General features: G+C 68.3%; 16 protein-coding genes and 4 tRNA genes. 4 read left to right on the top strand and 16 right to left on the bottom strand.

Translation table 11 applies throughout. The annotated features are described in order from the left end of the window. The first annotated feature begins 707 nt into the window (after positions 1 to 707). Complete coding sequence (locus tag ACU6XJ_RS20235) at positions 708 to 1,997, top strand: FAD-dependent monooxygenase (protein ID WP_476313708.1); 1,290 nt, start codon at positions 708 to 710, stop codon at positions 1,995 to 1,997. 207 nt (positions 1,998 to 2,204) lie between these two features. On the opposite strand, the gene ACU6XJ_RS20230 is transcribed toward ACU6XJ_RS20235, so the two are convergent. Together ACU6XJ_RS20230 and ACU6XJ_RS20225 are read right to left on the bottom strand one after the other, a co-directional pair. Continuing rightward, positions 2,205 to 2,495 (bottom strand): hypothetical protein, encoded by a 291-nt coding sequence (locus ACU6XJ_RS20230; RefSeq protein ID WP_476313706.1) that lies wholly within the window; start codon positions 2,493 to 2,495, stop codon positions 2,205 to 2,207. A gap of 102 nt (positions 2,496 to 2,597) precedes the next feature. Further along, a complete protein-coding gene (locus ACU6XJ_RS20225) occupies positions 2,598 to 3,437 on the bottom strand; it encodes a dienelactone hydrolase family protein (RefSeq protein WP_476313704.1) in 840 nt (279 codons plus the stop codon). A 73-nt stretch (positions 3,438 to 3,510) separates the two neighbouring features. Between ACU6XJ_RS20225 and ACU6XJ_RS20220 the strand changes: the two genes are divergently transcribed. Next, complete coding sequence (locus ACU6XJ_RS20220; protein ID WP_476313702.1) at positions 3,511 to 4,479, top strand: GlxA family transcriptional regulator; 969 nt, start codon at positions 3,511 to 3,513, stop codon at positions 4,477 to 4,479. Positions 4,480 to 4,843: 364 nt separating this feature from the next. Here the strand turns inward: ACU6XJ_RS20220 and ACU6XJ_RS20215 are convergent. From ACU6XJ_RS20215 to ACU6XJ_RS20200, 4 genes are all read right to left on the bottom strand, one after another. Then, positions 4,844 to 4,918: transfer RNA gene (locus ACU6XJ_RS20215), tRNA-Val, on the bottom strand. Position 4,919: 1 nt separating this feature from the next. Further along, positions 4,920 to 4,991: transfer RNA gene (locus ACU6XJ_RS20210), tRNA-Cys, on the bottom strand. Positions 4,992 to 5,049: 58 nt separating this feature from the next. Continuing rightward, a tRNA-Gly gene (locus ACU6XJ_RS20205) sits at positions 5,050 to 5,122 on the bottom strand. Between the two features lie 135 nt (positions 5,123 to 5,257). Beyond that, on the bottom strand, positions 5,258 to 5,683 hold the full coding sequence (locus ACU6XJ_RS20200; protein WP_476313700.1) for an SsgA family sporulation/cell division regulator: 426 nt from the start codon (positions 5,681 to 5,683) through the stop codon (positions 5,258 to 5,260). 1,005 nt (positions 5,684 to 6,688) lie between these two features. Here ACU6XJ_RS20200 and ACU6XJ_RS20195 point away from each other — a divergent pair. Next, positions 6,689 to 7,162: a TIGR02611 family protein gene (locus ACU6XJ_RS20195; RefSeq protein ID WP_476313699.1), complete on the top strand. Its 474-nt coding sequence runs from the start codon at positions 6,689 to 6,691 to the stop codon at positions 7,160 to 7,162. Here the strand turns inward: ACU6XJ_RS20195 and ACU6XJ_RS20190 are convergent. The 3 genes from ACU6XJ_RS20190 to ACU6XJ_RS20180 form a co-directional block, all read right to left on the bottom strand. Next, entirely contained in the window at positions 7,159 to 7,677 is a 519-nt protein-coding gene (locus ACU6XJ_RS20190) for a cysteine dioxygenase family protein (RefSeq protein ID WP_476313697.1), read from the bottom strand. The two genes, ACU6XJ_RS20195 and ACU6XJ_RS20190, sit on opposite strands and share 4 nt — an antisense overlap. A 17-nt stretch (positions 7,678 to 7,694) precedes the next feature. Next, the gene (locus tag ACU6XJ_RS20185; RefSeq protein ID WP_476313695.1) at positions 7,695 to 8,696 is read right to left on the bottom strand and encodes a YeiH family protein; all 1,002 of its coding nucleotides are present in this window, start codon (positions 8,694 to 8,696) and stop codon (positions 7,695 to 7,697) included. Positions 8,697 to 8,765: 69 nt separating this feature from the next. Then, the gene (locus ACU6XJ_RS20180) at positions 8,766 to 9,680 is read right to left on the bottom strand and encodes a LysR family transcriptional regulator (RefSeq protein ID WP_476313693.1); all 915 of its coding nucleotides are present in this window, start codon (positions 9,678 to 9,680) and stop codon (positions 8,766 to 8,768) included. A 131-nt stretch (positions 9,681 to 9,811) separates the two neighbouring features. Here ACU6XJ_RS20180 and ACU6XJ_RS20175 point away from each other — a divergent pair. Then, positions 9,812 to 9,883, top strand: a tRNA-Val gene (locus ACU6XJ_RS20175). 562 nt (positions 9,884 to 10,445) lie between these two features. Here the strand turns inward: ACU6XJ_RS20175 and ACU6XJ_RS20170 are convergent. Genes ACU6XJ_RS20170 through ACU6XJ_RS20140 form a run of 7 tightly spaced genes read right to left on the bottom strand, consistent with a single transcriptional unit; the run spans position 10,446 to position 16,852 of the window. Then, a complete protein-coding gene (locus ACU6XJ_RS20170; protein ID WP_476313691.1) occupies positions 10,446 to 10,946 on the bottom strand; it encodes a MaoC family dehydratase in 501 nt (166 codons plus the stop codon). Positions 10,947 to 10,959: 13 nt separating this feature from the next. Further along, positions 10,960 to 11,934: an ornithine cyclodeaminase family protein gene (locus ACU6XJ_RS20165; RefSeq protein ID WP_476313689.1), complete on the bottom strand. Its 975-nt coding sequence runs from the start codon at positions 11,932 to 11,934 to the stop codon at positions 10,960 to 10,962. Further along, a complete protein-coding gene (gene dmpG / locus ACU6XJ_RS20160) occupies positions 11,931 to 12,965 on the bottom strand; it encodes a 4-hydroxy-2-oxovalerate aldolase (protein ID WP_476313687.1) in 1,035 nt (344 codons plus the stop codon). Before dmpG ends, ACU6XJ_RS20165 begins: the two co-directional genes overlap by 4 nt. Continuing rightward, positions 12,962 to 13,858 (bottom strand): acetaldehyde dehydrogenase (acetylating), encoded by an 897-nt coding sequence (locus ACU6XJ_RS20155; RefSeq protein WP_476313684.1) that lies wholly within the window; start codon positions 13,856 to 13,858, stop codon positions 12,962 to 12,964. Before ACU6XJ_RS20155 ends, dmpG begins: the two co-directional genes overlap by 4 nt. After that, a complete protein-coding gene (locus ACU6XJ_RS20150) occupies positions 13,855 to 14,742 on the bottom strand; it encodes an HpcH/HpaI aldolase/citrate lyase family protein (protein WP_476313682.1) in 888 nt (295 codons plus the stop codon). The genes ACU6XJ_RS20155 and ACU6XJ_RS20150 overlap by 4 nt, the downstream gene beginning before the upstream one ends. Next, positions 14,739 to 15,974 (bottom strand): 8-amino-7-oxononanoate synthase family protein, encoded by a 1,236-nt coding sequence (locus tag ACU6XJ_RS20145; protein ID WP_476313680.1) that lies wholly within the window; start codon positions 15,972 to 15,974, stop codon positions 14,739 to 14,741. The genes ACU6XJ_RS20150 and ACU6XJ_RS20145 overlap by 4 nt, the downstream gene beginning before the upstream one ends. Then, positions 15,974 to 16,852 (bottom strand): cupin-like domain-containing protein, encoded by an 879-nt coding sequence (locus ACU6XJ_RS20140; RefSeq protein ID WP_476313679.1) that lies wholly within the window; start codon positions 16,850 to 16,852, stop codon positions 15,974 to 15,976. Before ACU6XJ_RS20140 ends, ACU6XJ_RS20145 begins: the two co-directional genes overlap by 1 nt. Positions 16,853 to 16,857 lie beyond the last annotated feature (5 nt).

The following is a 16,857-nucleotide window of genomic DNA, read 5'->3' as shown; positions in this document are numbered from 1 at the left end:
ACCGGCATTGAAGTACCACGAACCCGCGTTCGGTTCCTAGGAAGCCAGTCGACGGCGGCCGCCGTCACGCCTGCCGCCAGCGCCGCTGGAACGCAGATCTGGGCTGCCGACGAAACTCGTTGACCTGTGGGTATGGACCCGGCGTGGTGATCTCGTTCCCATGTTGAGCGGTGGTTGGTCCCACCTGTTCGGGCAAAGGAAAGGCATAACGCGCTGTGCACGGACCACCTCGGTGAGCACGTTGGCACCCACCGAGCCGAGCACACCCAGCCCGGCCACGACGGCGGCTCCGCCCGCGGTCACCGTTCCTGCTGTCGCGATCACCGCAGCCAACGCCCCTGCGCACAGCACCGCCACCAGATTTCCCGGCGTAATCCGGCGCACCCCAGTCGTGACCCGCTGCATCACCCCGACACGCATCAGCCGCCGAGTCACCTCGGAATCAGGGGGGTGGACGCCACGACTCCCCCTTCTGCCGTGCCCATGGCATCCAGTGTGCTTGCACCGTCACGCAAGCGTCACAGAACGGGCCTACGCCGCCGGAATGCCCACCGTTGCCAGCGACAACTTCTGCGGGAGGGCGGACGCGATTTCGGTCGTGCCGATGAGTTTTGTGCGGATCCGTGGTCGATACGGCTGGGCACACCGACAGCGGTGGGCCTGTGCTGGGAACGTTCCAGCGCGGGAGGAAGCACGTGGAGGCAGTGATGAGCGTCGGCGACTCCAAGCAGGAGCACACCATCCGGACTGGCGAGCTGGGGACGCGGGTGAGCGGTCCCAGGGTGTTGGTGGCGGGGGCGAGCATCGCGGGGCCCGCGCTGGCCCACTGGCTGCGTCGGCGGGGGGCCGAGGTGACCGTGGTGGAGCGGGCTCTCGAGCTGCGTCCCGGCGGGCAGGCGGTGGACGCGCGCGGGGTGGCCAAGGAGGTCATCGGGCGCATGGGGCTGGACGCGGCGGTGCGCGCGGCGTGCACCGACACCGCAGGCGCGCACACCGTGGACGCGGACGGGCATGTGCTGGAGACCTTCCGTGCCGACGACGACGGTGGCGACGGGTTCATCGCGGAGATCGAGATCCTGCGCGGGGACCTGTCCCAGGTTCTCTACGACGACACCCGCGACGGCGTCGAGTACATCTTCGGCGACCGAATCGCCGGGCTCGCCCAGGACGCGGACGGGGTCGACGTGGTCTTCGCGGGCGGCGACCGGCGGCGCTTCGACCTGGTGGTCGGGGCCGATGGGCTGCACTCGGCGCTGCGAGCGATGGTCTTCGGGCCGCATGAGCGGTTCCTGCGCCACCTCGGGCACGTGCTGGCCTTCTACAGTGTGCCCAACGAGTTCGGGCTGGACCGCTGGCTGCTCGAGTACCAGGATCAGGAGTCCGGGCGCTCCGCCCTCCTGCGGCCCATCCAGGACGCCACCCGGGCGATGGCCATGTTCTACTTCGCCTCGGCCGACTTCGACGTCGACTACCGTGATGTCGCGGCCCAGAAGGTCCTGCTGCGTGAGCGGATGGCGGGCCTGGGCTGGTTGACCCAGGACATCCTCGCGCACCTGGACGACACCCCGGACTTCTACCTCGATCAGGTCGCCCAGGTGGTGATGGACCGCTGGTCGAGTGGACGGGTGGGGCTGCTCGGGGACGCGGCGTTCAGCTCGTCGCCGATGTCCGGGCAGGGCACCGGGCTGGCCTTGGTCGGTGCCTACCTGCTGGCTGGAGAGCTGGCCGCCGCCGGTTGGGACCCCGACGCCGGGTTCGCCCGCTACGAGGCGCGGATGCGCTCGTTCGTCGAGGCCAACCAGGAGATCGGCCGGTTGAACGCCCGCAGCCGCGACGTCCCCGGGCCAGACGCTGAGCCGCGCCCCGATTTCGCAGGCGAGTGGTTCACCGAGCTGGTCAGGCGCGCGATCAACGGCGTCGAGCTGCCCGACTACGCGGGGGTGCCGGACTCCGCGGCCCCGGCCGGATCGCCGATCACCTCGTCGGCCAAGCCGTAGGTGTCACATAACGTGTCGAGAGGGACCACGCTTCGGTAGGACACCGCCGGACGACTTCCGCTCATGCCGCCGACCGCGGGGCGGCGGCCTGCCGCTACGAGGTCGTGCGGTCGGATCTCACCGGCACACGCCGCCACCGACAGCGAGGTGCGGCCAAACTCACGGACCAATGCGGTCGCTTGTCATCGGCAAAGCCACAGCCGGGGACTAATGGATCAGCGTCATTACGTTGGATTCCCAACTGCATCCCCACAGGATGGAGGCCACGCCGATGATCGGCGTCATGAGGGTGGGGAATGACCGGCTTCCCACTGTGCGCCGTAGGTATGGTGGGCACGGCTTTCGCTGACCGCCACCTTGGCGAAGGCAGTCCTGTTCAAGCCTGGACACTCGTACATGCAGGTCAGCGATGGCGCGGTCCTTCTCGGTCTGCATCTCATACAGGGCGTTGATGTCGTTGCGCGCCTGTCGAATCCACCGCTGATCTTCTTCCTTCATGGCGGATCACTTTACGGTCGGGGTGATCGGTGAGCGCTCAGCTCGCGGGTTCGGTGCGGTATGCCGGGGACCTGTGTGGGCCCGCCATCGGACTGCTGCGGCTCATGGCTTGTCGTTTGGCCGTCGGCTCCCGCATGGGCTTAGGCGTTCGGTCAGGAAGGCGAGGATCTCGTCTTTGGCTTGCAGTGTGGGATGTCCGTTCGAGTCGACGAGGTGGGCGGTGACGACGCTGTGCGGAGTCTGGACCACATCGCGGAAGAACGGGGGCGGGTCGGTGTTCGCGGCACCACCTGGCAGGACGCGGCCGTCGAAGGCGTCGCCAAGGAGTGCTTGGTAGGCGGCGAATCGCCGACCGGTGCACCAGCGGTCGTTGTCGAAGCGATAGGCGAGAACCTTCAGTCCGTCGCGCGCGATGCGATCTCGGACCGCGTTCGCGTCCTCGTCGCTGAGTTCGAGTCCGCCCGGGTCGTCCAGCGGCAGTGATGGGTGGTTGACCACCGGTGCGATGACGGCCGGTTCGAGTGCCATGGTGAGGGCGAAGTTGCCGGTGAAGCAAAGGCCGATCGCGCCGACGCCGGGACCGCCGCATTCGGCGTGGGCAAGCCGTGCGAGCCCGCGCAGCCACGCAGTGACGGGGCTGGTGCCGCCCCCGGCGAACGCACGGAACTCGGCGCTGACGCACGCGCGACGGGCAACCTTCTCACCATCCTCGGCCGTGGGATAGGCGCCGTCGATCCCGAACAGTGACGGGACGTAGACGGTGAAGCCCGCCTCCCGCACCCATCGCGCGAGCCGGAGAACGTCCGGACTGATGCCCGGCATCTCCGGCATCAGCACCACGGCCGGCCCGGTACCCCCGACATACACCGTCTTCGTCACGCCGTCCACCCCCAGCAGGCGGCGGGAGAAGTCGGTGATCGCATCGTCGAGGCGTTCGTTCACCCCGACAGCGTGGATCACGGTGCCCGCTCACTGCGATAGGCCGGATCGCCAGATATTCGGGTAATCTCGCCAAATGCTGCGAGTGGGCGTCCTGGCCTATCCGGGCTGCTTCGCGTCCGAGGTGTACGGCGTGCCCGATCTCCTCACGATGGCCACGCGCATCGCAGGCCCGGACCGCGCCGGATACGAGGTAGCGATTGTCTCGCCTCGACGTCGCGTCGCCGCATCGGGCGGTGCGACGCTGGCGGTCTCCCCGCTACGCGAGGTCGATGTCCTTGTGGTGCCGGGGTTCGAGCTCGTTCCGGGCATCGACGTGGACGCGAAGCTCGCCTCCCTCGCCTGCGAAGTCGCGGCGATCCGCGCGCATGCCGCCACCGGCAACGCGGTCGTCTCAATCTGTGTCGGTGCGTTCCTGCTCGCTCAGGCGGGGCTTCTCAACGGACGCCGGGCAACGACCTCATGGCTCTTCGCGGACGAACTGGCTCAACGCTGTCCTGACGCCGATGTCCGGCCCGAGCACTTGGTCGTCACCGACAAGGGAGTCACGACGACGGCGGCCTTCAGTGCCATGTACGACTTCGCGCTGGAGCTGATCCGCGAACACAGTGGCGCCGAGGTGGCTCGGACGACCGCACGGGTGGCGCTGGTCGACGACGCACGGTCGTCCCAGACCCCGTACGTCGACGCGCGTCTCCTTCCGCAGCCCGGCAACGAGTTCTCCCACCGGGTCATGCGACGACTCGACCAGAAGCCGGCCGCCCGATACGACCTCGCCGCGTTGGCTGACACCTTCAACGTCAGCACTCGGACGCTGCTGCGGCGCTTCGCGGAGGAGACCGGCCAGAGCCCGCTTGAGTACCTACAGTCGGCACGCGTCCGTCGCGCCCGCCACCTCCTCGAAACGACGGATCGCACCATCGCAGGCATCTGCGCCGCGGTCGGTTACCGGGACTCCGGCACGTTCGCCGCTCTCTTCGCCAAACACACCGGACAACGCCCACGGGACTACCGCACAGCCTTCCGGCGCGGCACCAACCGATAGCCGCATGCCTACCGCGCCCGCAATCTCCGCCGCATAAGCCACCGAACAGCTTGAGGGCCCGCTGCGGGGCTCTGTAGGTCTCACCCCGGTGACATGTCGATCTTGTTGGACCTGCCGTTTGTCGGTCGTCTCACGAACGGTGTCACCGTGATCAGTTCCACACTGGTGGCATTTCCTTGGCTGCGATCGCCGGGCTTGAGGCCCCGATGAGGGTCGGTCTGTCGGTGTGGGATGTCTGATCGCTGCGACTGAGGTGTGGGAATCAGTAATTTTTTCTGGGGTTGTGTGGCTCCACATTGCTCCCATGACAGCACGACGGCCTGTCGATGAAGATCATCGACAGGCCGTCTGAGCTGCGTATAACTGGTGGACGATACTGGGATTGAACCAGTGACCCCTACCGTGTCAAGGTAGTGCTCTCCCACTGAGCTAATCGTCCGAGGCGGAGGCGGGAATCGAACCCGCGTACAGGGCTTTGCAGGCCCTTGCCTAAGCCACTCGGCCACTCCGCCGACGTGCCCCACGAAGCTACCGAATCATGGATTGGCAACCGGCTTGAGGCCTCAGCCGAGCGGACGACGGGACTCGAACCCGCGACCCTCACCTTGGCAAGGTGATGCGCTACCAACTGCGCTACGTCCGCATGTCGCATTCGCTTCCGGGCCTTCGCGAGCGGCCGTCTCGGCGTTGCGTGGCGAAACCTTATCCGACGCGGTGAAGCTGGATCAAATCGGGGTGCCGTCTTCGTTTCGGGTGACGGCACCCGCAGGGGGTTCGGTCAGGTCAGGTCGCCTGCGATCAGGTGCGAGAGCGCGTCGTCGACCGAGACCCAGAGGTTCTCGTTGCCCGGCATGACGATGTCGTAGGTGCGGTCCAGGAACTCGGCGAGTTCCTGAGCCGAGGCCTCGAACATGGCGTGGCCCGACGGCGAGCTCAGCTCGATCAGCACGATCTCCGGCTCGTCGATGACCGGACGGATCCGGACGTCTCCATCGCCTGCGTCCGCGATCAGACCGTCGGCCAGCAGGTCACGGGCGAACACCCATTCGACCCATCCGGCCCGACCGGTCCGGAACGCGGCAACGACCGCGTAGGGGTCCTGGGTGTCGTAGCGCAGCTCGACCTGCACCGGTACGGCTGGGGTCCGAGGCGCCAGGAGATCAAATACCGCTGTGGAGCGGACGGTAACGTGTTCCTTGCGCATGATTGGTGTCGCCTCCCTGTTCCTTCCCGGTCCAGGAAACGACCGAGCACGTATGTTGTGACGCAAATGTGGGGTGGAACGCTCGGAAAACCGCGACTAATCACCCATTAGTTGCATCGAGATGTCCCTGCGCTACGAAAATGTTGCGCTCTGTGAACAGATGCCCTGCGTCAACTCTCTACTCCCGGTCTAGCCTGAACATTCGATCATTGCCGTGCGAGCGCCTTGTGTGCGGCTCCGGCCGGTGGCCGATCCGCCTACTCCTTTCGCGGCGTGGCACGGCTCCATCCGGTCTGTCTGGCCCCTGAACGGCGGGAACCGTCGGATGCCGACCTCGGTCGCCGCGTCGCGAACCGGGACCGGCAAGCGTTTGCCACGCTCTACGACAGATACTGCCGTCAGGCCCTTTCACTTCTGAAACGAATTTGCGTCGATCCGGACATGGCTGAGGATGTCGTCCGGTAAGCCTTCCTAGCACTGTGGTGGGAGCCGACCGCGCCCGGCCCTGCCAAAGCGCTAAACGCCGACTTTCATGCGCCGCCGTGACACGGACGCCGCCGAGAGCGGAGCTCCGGGGCTGGGGCGTATTGGCCCCTACAGAGGGCTGGGAGGCTCTCAGGGGCGCGGTGGGCCGGAGGCTCGGGTGTTCCTCCTGAACGTGGCCACAGGCGCTTCAGAGGCTGCGGACAGCCTGCTGTGACCGTCACCGTTCGGCGCGCTTGGATAAGTCACGCGCCGCGGTGGCTCCCCAGACCCGCTGAGCAGTCCAGGACGCCGGCTGCCGTGCCTGCGTGGTCGCTGATCCGACGACACCGTGGCCGAGCAGCACCCGGGTGGGTCACGGTGGTTCGACGTGGCGCCCGATCGAGGCCGAGCCGTATCCGTACCCTGGTCCAACGAGGTGGATCGGTTCTCCGCGTTCATGATCTCGCTGAAACCGATCGCGGCCTGTCCACCTCCCCGACCGAGGTCGTCGCGGGCGGCCGGGTGGAGTGAAGGGAACGAATGTCGAGCGAGGGGGTCGGCGTCGACGAGATGCCGCAGTCTGAGAACCGGAAGCCGTCGCTGTACCGCCGGGCGCGGGCGGCGGTTCGACGGCGTAGGGAACGCATCCGCCAGCGTCCGACGCTCAACCGCGTGTACCGGATCGCGATCGGAACGCTCGGCGGCTTGGTGCTGGTCGCGGGCCTGATCATGATCCCGTACCCCGGCCCCGGCTGGCTCGTGGTGTTCTTCGGCCTGGAGATCCTCGCCTCGGAGTTCGTGTGGGCGCACCGCGTCAACGAGTTCGCCCGCCGCTACTACCACCGGTGGGCCGACTGGCTCGGCAGGCAGTCCACGCTGGTCCGGCTGCTGGTGATGGCCGCGACCGGTCTCATCGTCGTGCTCACCCTGTGGGTGCTCGGCGTGTTCGGCATGGCCAACCGCTGGTTCGACCTCGGCCTCGACTGGTTGAACTCGCCGCTGAGCAGGCGCTAAGGGCTGCCGACCAGCACCGGCAGGTCGTAGCACCGCCGGATGCTGGAACCCAGCACGCTGATGTCGGCGCCGTAGACGTGGATCGAGATCGACAGGTCGTCGGAGGCGTTGCGCACCGAGTGGATGTCGCCCGGCGGGGTCAGGCTGCACACGGTGCCCTGCGGTGTCCTGGTGGTCGACACCGGCACCAGATGCCGCGAGTCGAGGCGGTACTGCGTCTCCTCCTCGGCGCCGCGGTAGGTGCCGACGACGCACCAGGAGACGTGGTCGTGGATCGGGGTGTGCTGTCCCGGCAGCCACACCAGCGACACGACCGAGAACGCGCCGTCCGGTTCGACGTGCAGCACGTGCTGGCGGTAGCCGTCCTCGGCGGGCTCCCGGTGCGCAGGGGCCAGCAGGTCCTCGCGGAACAGGTGCGGGCGCAGCGCCCGCGCGACGCGGCGACTCACCTCCGCGTCGCCGCCGGGCAGCCGGACGGCGGCTCTGAGGTCGGCGATCAACCTGGTTGTCCGCATGATGGGCTCCTTTCCGGTCACGTCAGCAGTGCCACGCCCGCGAGGGTCACGCCCGCGATCAGCGCCGTGGACAGCAGACCGAGCGCCGCCAGCGGCAGACCGGAGCGGAACAGGTCACGCAGCCGCACGGCGGTGCCCAGCGCGAACATGGCGGCGGCCAGCAGCAGCCCATCGGCCAGCTTCGCGGCGTCCAGCGCCACGGTGGGCAACAGGTTCAGGCTCCGCACCACGGCCAGCGCCAGGAACACCGCGACGAACAGCGGCACGATCGGCGGGCGGGCGGCACTCGTGCAGTTGCGGCGCTCGGCCACGCTGACGATCATCAGCAGCGGGGCGAGCAGCACGACCCTGGTCAGCTTCACCGCGACCGCGATGGCCAGCGCCCCGCTCACCGGCGCCGCCGCGGCCACCACCTGCGCCACCTCGTGCACACTGCCCCCGGCCCAGATGCCGTAGCCCTGGGCCGGGAGCAGCAGGCTCTGCTGCAGGGATGGCAGAGCCAGCATCGCGATGCTGCCGCACAGGGTGACCAGGCCCAATGCCTTGGCCACGTCCTGCTCGTCTTGCTCGCGGACGCCGTTCATGGCGACCACCGCCGAGGCTCCGCAGATGGAGAACCCGGTGGCGACCAGCAGCGAAAGTCCCTCTGGCAGGCCGAGGACGCGGCCCAGCCACCGGGTGCCGACGAAGGTGACGGCGACCGCGATCACGATCAGCGCCAGCACACCCGGGCCCAGCGCGAGCACATCGCCCAGCGCCAGCCGCAGCCCCAGCAGCGCCACCCCGACCCGCAGCAGCCGCTTGCCCGCCACCCGGAGTCCCGGCGAGAACGAATCGCGGACCAGCCCCAGGTTGCCGACGATCATCCCCAGCAGCACCGCGCCGGTCAGGACGCCGATCGCGGGGACGAACCGGTTGAGCAGGAATGCCGCGGCGACTCCGCAGCCTGCGACGACCAGACCGGGCGCAAGCCGCGCTCCGGTGCGCAAGGCGGGCAACGCTGCCCCGGCGGTAATCACGTCTCCGAGGCTCGCACCGCTGGCCGGACGGGAGTAGACGGCGCTTGCCTGGACCCCTGAAAGGGATTGTTATGAGTCCAGGTGAGCGGGGATTCCCTTGGCGGAACCGATCACCGCGTCGATCGCGACCCGGACCGCGGGCACCCGGATCAGGTCCGGCCAGGTGAACAACGCGACGTGCCGACGCAGCCGGGGCTCCACCGGCACCGCCACGATCTTGGGGTGCAGCAGGAACGACTGCACCAGCCCCGGCACCAGCGCCACCCCGAGCCCGGCCGCGACCAGGCTCTGGATCGCCAGGTTGTCGTCGGTGGCGCACACGATGTCGGGCGTGAAGCCCTCCTTCGCGCAGGCGCGGATCAGGGTGTCCGCGCAGCGCGGGCAGCCCCCGATCCACCGTTCCTGGGAAAGCTCGGCCAGCCCGAGCGCCCGCTTGCCCGCGAAGGGATGGTCGGCAGGCAGCAGCAGCGACATGGCGTCGTCCATCACCGGCACCCGCAGCATCCCCGCCGCGGAGTCGTCCTCCGGCTCGTCGTCGTAGCTGAACGCCAACACCATCTCGCAGCTTGCGTCCCGCAGAAGCTGGAGCGAATCCGGCGGCTCCAACTCGATCAGTTCCAGCCGGATCCGGGGGCGCCCACCGATGATGGAGGCCGCCGCCGCGGGCACCAGCGACACGTTGGCGCTGGGAAACGCACAGATCCGCACCGTGCTGAAGTCCAGCGCGGCCACCGCGTGCACCTGCTGCTGGGTCACCGCCAGGTCGCTGAGGATGGCGGCGCTGCGCTCGGCGAGCACCCGCCCCGCCTCGGTCAGCTCCAGCCCTCGACCGACCCGCAGGAACAGGGGCCCGCCGACACTGCGTTCCAAAGCCCGCATCTGCTGGCTGACCGCGGGCTGGCTGCAGCGCATCTCCCTGGCCGCGGCCGAGAACGAGCCGGTCCGCACCACGGTGGCGAACGTTGCCAGCTGCCGGGTGTCCATCACCCGCCAAACCCTAAGCACCGGGCGTCGATGTGCACAGCGCCAAGAGTCGACCCACCCCGATTTCACCCCCGCCCAGTGATCCGGTAAAGTTCCATCTCGCCGCGGGGAAACCCGGCTGGCAGGCCTGCGGGCGATTAGCTCAGCGGAAGAGCACTGCCTTCACACGGCAGGGGTCACTGGTTCGAACCCAGTATCGCCCACAACTGAATACGCAGCCCGGACGGCCTGTCGATGACCTTCATCGGCAGGCCGTCCGGCTGTTATGGAGGAAACTCGGGAGCAACCGATCTTGGTGCTCCCGGATTGGATATCCGGTCGGTGGGTCTCGTAACACATGGTCGGCCCATTACATCGCCGCCTATACAGGGTCCTCGCGGCCCTGGTTGATGACGGCGTCCCCGCTCGGCTCCTGCTGCCCCCATCCGCCCCCACCTCGCTAGCGGTGATCAAGAGATAACGCTACGCCATACCGAGGGAACTCGTCGCTCGGCGAGCGGAATCACGGTGTCGAGGACAGGGGATGTCGGCGCGGATCGGCGGGCGTGACCTTCTCGCTTCCGGTACGGAAAGTAGTCGATTGGGCAACGTCCGTTAACTCAATGGGCGGTTTGGGGCGGTAGGCGATGAGTCGACGTCGATTCATTCGGAGCGGACGGATTTGTGTACCGGGCGAGGGTGGCAAGAGAGTCATTCTCCAGCCCGAGATCTCCAATTCCGGGAATGCGATGGCACGCTGTCCGCCGGGTTCCGATGTCCTGCAAGTCAGCCTGTCGGTTCGGAATCCCTGCACCTGACCAGGAAAGACCGTTCGAACACGATGACGGTCTCGCCCGAGGATTTCGCTCCGGTCGTCTCCACGGTCACGATTCCCTGCGCGGGACGGGACTTGGAGCGCCGCTTGGCCAGAATCCGGCTTGTCGCGTACAGCGTGTCGCCGACGAACACCGGCTCCGCCAACCGAACCCGATCCCAGCCGAGGTTGGCCACCGCACGCGCGGACAGTGCCTGCACCGTCATGCCGCCGATCAGCGCCAGCGTGATGGAGCTGTTCACCAGGACCTGCCCGTACTCGCTCCCCGCGCCGTAGTGCCGGTCGAAGTGCAGCGGGTGCTGGTTCATCAGCAGCAGTGTGAGCCAGGTGTTGTCGGCCTCGGAGATCGTCCGCCCCGGCCAGTGCCTGATCACCATGCCCGCTTCGAAGTCCTCGTAGTCGCCGCCGTGCTCCTCGACGTACTCGTTGTCACCGACCTGCCGCAAAGCCATGGCTCGTTCTCCCCTATCCGGCCGCTGATTGTCGGCGGGTGGCCTCGTACATGGCGACCGCGGCAGCGGTGTCCTCGATCGCCAGGCCGACGCTGCGGAACAGCGTGGTTCGTCCGCTGTCCGCCTCGGCCTCGCCGGTCAGCAGCGCGCCCAACTCGTGCAGGTCGTGGGATTCGATGAGTCCGCCTGCCAGCGCGGCCCGAACCTCGCCCGCCTCCGTCAACGCTGCGGCGCGTTGCTCCACCGCGACGAACGCGGTACCCAGCAGCGCCGGATCGACCTCGATCGCGTCCTCGTGCGTGCCGCCGATCACGTTGAGATGGGCGCCGTCGGCCACCCATTCGGCGTCGATCAGGGGTGTGCGTCCGCTGGTGGAGGTGGCGGTGCAGATGATCTCGGCGTCCCGGACGGTGGTCCGCGGTGTGTCGCACACGCTGACCTGGACCGGTGGCGACACATGGGCGCGTATCCAGTCCGCGAAGGCGACCGTGCGCGCCGGGGTGCGGGAGCACAGCCGAACGGAGCGGATCGGTCGCACGGCACCCATGGCGCACAGCAACGCCCGCGCCTGCACGCCGGCGCCCAGGATCGCCAGCTCGGTGGCGTCCGGCGGAGCGCACAGCCGCGTCGCCAACCCGGCCACGGCGCCGGTGCGCACGGCGGTCAGCTCGGCGCCCTCCAGCAAGGCGATGATCCGACCGGTGTCGATCTCGGTCAGTACGACAACGCCGTGGATCAACGGCAGTCCCCGGCCGGGGTTGTCCGGGGTGAGCGTGGTGACCTTGACGGAGGCCACTCCGCGCTGCTCCCACGCCGCCGGGCTGACCAGGAGTTCGGACGATCCGTGGCGGAGCAGGGTGCGCGGTGGGAACGGCGCCTGGCTGGTCCAGAGGTCGCGAAAGGCCTCCGCCAGCGTGTCGATGACCAGCGGCAGAAGCTCGGTGCCCGCCATGTCCGACGCGTCGATCATCAGCGGAGAGGCGCTCATACCGCGGCCTTTCCGCCGGTTACTCGGCCCAGCTCGACGGCGACGTCGACGATGAGGTCCTCCTGTCCCGCGACGGCCTGCCGCCTGCCGAGTTCGAAGAACACATCGCGTGGGTCGACACCCATGCGGGCGGCGATGTCGAGCACCCTGGGCTTGAATCCGGAGAACACCCCGGCCAGGCCGCTGATGATGCTCATCGAGTCGGTCACCGGGGGCGCGGGCATGAGGTCGCGTTCGGCGAAGTCCGCGGCGTCGAGCAGGCCGTACAGGTCGATGCCGGTCGCGAACCCCATGCGTTCCAGCACCGGGACCAGTGCCTCGAGCTGGGTGTTGCCCGCGCCCGCGCCGAAGCCCCGCGCGCAGCCGTCGATGATCCCGGCGCCCGCCTGCGCGGCGGCGACCGAGTTGGCCACGGCCATGCCCAGGTTGTTGTGCCCGTGGAAGATCACCGGCACGTCGACCGCCTCGGTGATCGCGGTGATCCGCTCGGTGACATCCGGCGGCAGGAAGTGGCCGGAGGAGTCAAAGATTCCCACCGCCTGCGCGCCGTACTCCACGAACAACGCGCACTGCTCGGCCAGCTGCCGCGGGGTGGCCATATGGCTCATCAGCAGCACCCCGTGTGCCTCCGCGCCCGCTTCGCTCAGGAACCCGATATGGCGTTCGGCGAGGGTCACCTCGGTGCAGTGCGTGCCGATGCGAACCACGTCAGCGCCATGTGCCAGCGCCTTCTTCAGGTCGGCCGTGGTGCCCCAGCCGGGCAGCATGAACACACCCATCCTACTGTGCCGCAAGGCTTCCCGCACGGTTGCCAGCATCTGGTCATCCGTGAGGGCGGCGCGCCCGACCTGTAGGGAGGAGGCGCCGAGCCCGTTCCCGTGGCCCACCTCCACCACCGGGATGCCTGCCGCGTCGGCCGCGGCGGCGTAGCCGCGCAGCTTCTCCGCACCAAGTTGGTGCCGTACCGCGTGGTGTCCATCGCGCAGGGTGGGATCGTGGATGAGCACCCGCCGGGCGCCTGCGTCGCTCATGAGCGCACCCCTGTCGTGACGGCCAGGTTTCGTCCGACCGCGTACTGTTCGGCGACCAGCACGGCTGCCGCGTTGATGATGTCCAGGTTCCCCGCGTGCCGGGGCAGCACGTCGCTTTCCGCGGTCACCTCAACGGAGACGAACACCCGTCCGTCGGTCACCGTGCACGCGGCGATCGCGTAGCCGGGCGCGAACGCGCGGACCTGCTCGGCCACCTCGTCGACAAGCGTGTGCACCGACTCGGCGTCCGCGCCGTGGACATCGGCGGTGATGGCCACCCGGAAGGTGGGCGGGGGCTCCGCGGGGCTGATGTTGAGGATCGCCTTGACGTGGCGGACACCGGAGAACGTCCTGATGGCGTGCTGCGTGGTGTCGATGTACTCGTCCAGGTTGAGGCGCGTGGCGCGGCCCGCGATGGCGGTCGCGGCGGTCGTGACCACCTCGACGTAGCTGGTCGGGAACCGCTTGGCCAGCGCGTGCACGATCGGGGTGGCCGCCTGTCCCCCGCAGCTGATCATGCTGACGTTGCGGTGGGTGGGGGCGGCGGTTCCGGTCACGGTCGGCACCACCATCCGCCCCACCCTGCTGGGCGTCAGGTCGACCAGCAGCGAGCCCGAACCCTCCAACCTGCGCCAGTGTTCGGCGTGGGACTGCGCGTTGGTGGCGTCGAAGACCACGTCGAACGGACGTGGCGCCGCCAGCAGGGCGTCGATGCCGCCCGCCGTGATCGGGTAGCCGAGCGCGGCGGCATGCCGCAGGCCCGCTGAGTGATCGTTGCGCCCCGCGACCAGCCCGCAGGTCAGCAGCGGCGAGCGGTCGATCTTGTTGACGAGGTCCATCCCGATCATCCCGGTGCCGATGATGGCGACGAGTATCGGCTCAGCCGAGTTCATATCGCGGTCTCCCTGCCGTTGGTGCTGGTGGCGGCTCGGCCGAATCGGGTGGCCCACGCCTGTCCGCGCGCCACGGTCGTGCGGGCCATCCTGGCGAACGGCGGGCCGATCATGTTCCCGTCCAGGACGGCGACGCCCCCGGCCGCCGCGCGCACCGCCTCGGTGACCCGGCGGGCGGCGCTCAACGCGGCCTCGTCCGGTCGAAATGCCAGGTTGATGGCGTCAAGCTCGCCGGGATGGACGGTGGCCTTGCCGTGGAAGCCGAGGGCACGGCTTCGCTCGATCTCGGTCGCCAGCACCGATCGGTCCGACAGGCGGAAGTTGCCGGTGTCGACGCACCCGATGCCGTACCGGGCGCAGGCCAGCGCCATGGCCTGGCGGGCGGCCAGCATGCCCGCCCAGGTGATCTCGATGCCCAGGGTGGCGGCCAGATCCGCCGAGCCGAGGACCAGTCCGTCGCTCACCGCGGCGATACCGTCGAGGCCGGTGACCGCCTCCACCGTCTCGACGGTCACGTAGATCTCCGGGTGCGCCCCGGCGGAGGCGAGAATGTCGCGCAGCAGCACGACTTCGGTCGCACACCTGACCATGGTCATCACGATGAAGCCCGGCCTGGCCGGACTGTCGGCGAGCATCAGCAGGTCCCGCACCGCGTCCATGCCGCCGAGTTCGTTGACCCGGACCGCGATGGTGCCCGCGTCGCGGGCTTGCGCGAGCGCCGCACGGCAGATGGTCCGTGCCTGCTCCTTCGCCGGGCCGGGAACGGAGTCCTCCAAGTCGATCAGGTGCAGGTCGGCGTCGTAGGACCAGGCCTTCACCACGCGGTCCATGGACAGCGCCGGGGTGTAGAGGATGCTGCGCGGTATCGCGCGGGCGGCGGTCATCCGGCACGCTCCACCGGTGGCGCCCCCACCTCGGCGAGCACGGCGCACAGCCCGCGGACCTGCTCGTCGGTCTGGTTGGCGCGGAGCATGACCCGCAGCCCGGCGGTGCCGCGGGCGACGATGGGGAAGAACACCGGCGAGACATAGAAGCCCGCTTCGAATACCCGGCGGCCCGCCTCGATGACCGTAGAGTCGCTCATCGGCACCAGCCGGATCGGATAGGTCGATCCCGCCTGCTCGGTGTGGATCAGCGAGTCGAACAGCCCGATGTTGTCGTAGAGCCGGTGTTGCAGCGCGGTCAGTTCGGGACTCCGGTGGATCTCCGCCGAGGCCAGGCTCGCGCCGACCGCCGCGGTGTTCAGGTTCTGCGAGTAGTTGAGCGGGCCGAAGCGCTCCAGGACGTGCAGCGCGTCCTTCGACTGCCCGTTGGTCAGAATCGCCGCGCCGCTGGTGCCGAAGGCCTTGTTCAGAGTCACCACCGTGATCGTGCGGTGGTCCAGCACCGGACTGTGCGAGCGGACGTAGCCGACGCCCCGCTCGCCGTAGGCCGACACCGAGTGGGAGTCGTCATAGAACACCTGTAGGCCGTACTTCTCCTGCAACTCGGCCAATTCCTTGACCGGGGCGTACCCACCCAGGCTGTCGCTGCCGTCCAGGACGTAGCAGACTCTGGCGTAGGACTTGCAGCGGTCCTCGATGAAGTCGAGGTCGTGATGCCCGCAGGTCACGACCTCGGTTTCGTCGGCGCACGCGGGTTTGGCGGCGGCCAGCGAGATGTGGGCCTGCCGGTCGAACACCATCAGCGGCCGGGTGCCGTCGCCGAGGTGGCCGGAGGCGATGAACGGCAGCAGACCGCCGGAGGCGCTGCTGGCGGACACGGCGCTCAAGACGTCGGCGTCGAACAGTTCGCCAAGGGAGGCCTCCAGCTCACGCAGGGCGGGGATCTGCAGGCGGGCACGGGCGATGCAGTGGTCGAGGACGCCGTAGCGGCGCAAAGCGTCCACGGCGCCCTCGATCACCTTCGGGTGGGAGTCGAGACCGAGGTAGGAGCAGCAGCTGAAGTTGACGAACTCGTGGCCGTCGCCGGTGCGCAGGACGTCGTCTTCGAGGTCGGCCACGATGCCTGCCAGTCCATTGTGCTCGGACATGTCCCAGAACGCGTTCCCGACGCCGATCGCCTTGTCGTTGTTGCGGTAGGTGTTGGTTGGCGTGATCAGCTTGCGGTCGGCCATCACGCTGCCCCGGTGCCCGCGGGCTCGGGCTGGTAGTTGTAGACGCCCTTGAGCTTGCGGTACGCGGCCGTGAACAACGCGTTGCCCAGCACGTAAGGGCGGCGCAGGATCTTCGGGTCCCACATCCAGAAGTTCATGTTGATGTTCAGTTCCGCCAGCGACTCGGCCTGGTGCCACCAGCCCAGCGGCAGGTAGAGCATCTCGCCGGGTTCGAGGACGATCTCCCTGCGCTGCGCGAGTTTCGCGGCGAGCCGCGGGAACCGGTGCGCGTCGACGTCGGTGAAGTCGAATGCCTGCGACCGGTCGCCGAACCCCCGCAGCACCGACCGCGGGTAGTAGTCCCGGTATCCGGGCGGCAGCGCGATGAACCGCTTGCTGCCCTCCAGTTGGATGTTGAAGTTCTCGAGCTCGTCGAAGTGGCTCTGGGTGAACACGCTGCGGTGGCTGATCCAGAGGTTGGCCGCGTTCCGGAGTCGGCGATGGCCGAACAGCTCATCGGGAGGGAAACCCAGAATCGCCCGCACATCGTCCGGGCGGTTCATGATGTTCGAGACGATGCGATGCCAGGCGCCGGATTCGGCTCCGGCGGGATACCGTTCGAAGAACTCCCCAAGTCGGATCTTCGACGTCGTCCACCGGTCGGTGTTCTGCCGGTCGCTCGGCTCGGAGAACAGCGTCACCATCGCGTCCCCGAGGCGCTCGGTCAGCACCTCCCTGCCGAAACCACGGGTTTCCCTCGGCAATCTGTTGATCACCACCGGGACATCGGCCCGAATGATGGCATCCCGCCCGAAGGCGCGAAATTCATCGAACGAGATACGCGCGACCGGAGCGCCGATGGAAACATTCTCCAGCCCCGCCGAATTCTTGTGACTCACGAACT

The organism is Actinorectispora metalli (genome assembly GCF_056323685.1).
This window is presented reverse-complemented; position numbering and strand designations above follow the sequence as displayed.

Bases quoted from the DNA above. Each gene is read 5' to 3' on its own strand.
- ACU6XJ_RS20235 (WP_476313708.1), top strand. From the start codon at position 708: ATGAGCGTCGGCGACTCCAAGCAGGAGCACACCATCCGGACTGGCGAG.
- ACU6XJ_RS20230 (WP_476313706.1), bottom strand. From the start codon at position 2,495: ATGAAGGAAGAAGATCAGCGGTGGATTCGACAGGCGCGCAACGACATC.
- ACU6XJ_RS20220 (WP_476313702.1), top strand. From the start codon at position 3,511: ATGCTGCGAGTGGGCGTCCTGGCCTATCCGGGCTGCTTCGCGTCCGAG.
- ACU6XJ_RS20200 (WP_476313700.1), bottom strand. From the start codon at position 5,683: ATGCGCAAGGAACACGTTACCGTCCGCTCCACAGCGGTATTTGATCTC.
- ACU6XJ_RS20195 (WP_476313699.1), top strand. From the start codon at position 6,689: ATGTCGAGCGAGGGGGTCGGCGTCGACGAGATGCCGCAGTCTGAGAAC.
- ACU6XJ_RS20190 (WP_476313697.1), bottom strand. From the start codon at position 7,677: ATGCGGACAACCAGGTTGATCGCCGACCTCAGAGCCGCCGTCCGGCTG.
- ACU6XJ_RS20180 (WP_476313693.1), bottom strand. From the start codon at position 9,680: ATGGACACCCGGCAGCTGGCAACGTTCGCCACCGTGGTGCGGACCGGC.
- ACU6XJ_RS20170 (WP_476313691.1), bottom strand. From the start codon at position 10,946: ATGGCTTTGCGGCAGGTCGGTGACAACGAGTACGTCGAGGAGCACGGC.
- ACU6XJ_RS20165 (WP_476313689.1), bottom strand. From the start codon at position 11,934: ATGAGCGCCTCTCCGCTGATGATCGACGCGTCGGACATGGCGGGCACC.
- dmpG (WP_476313687.1), bottom strand. From the start codon at position 12,965: ATGAGCGACGCAGGCGCCCGGCGGGTGCTCATCCACGATCCCACCCTG.
- ACU6XJ_RS20155 (WP_476313684.1), bottom strand. From the start codon at position 13,858: ATGAACTCGGCTGAGCCGATACTCGTCGCCATCATCGGCACCGGGATG.
- ACU6XJ_RS20150 (WP_476313682.1), bottom strand. From the start codon at position 14,742: ATGACCGCCGCCCGCGCGATACCGCGCAGCATCCTCTACACCCCGGCG.
- ACU6XJ_RS20145 (WP_476313680.1), bottom strand. From the start codon at position 15,974: ATGGCCGACCGCAAGCTGATCACGCCAACCAACACCTACCGCAACAAC.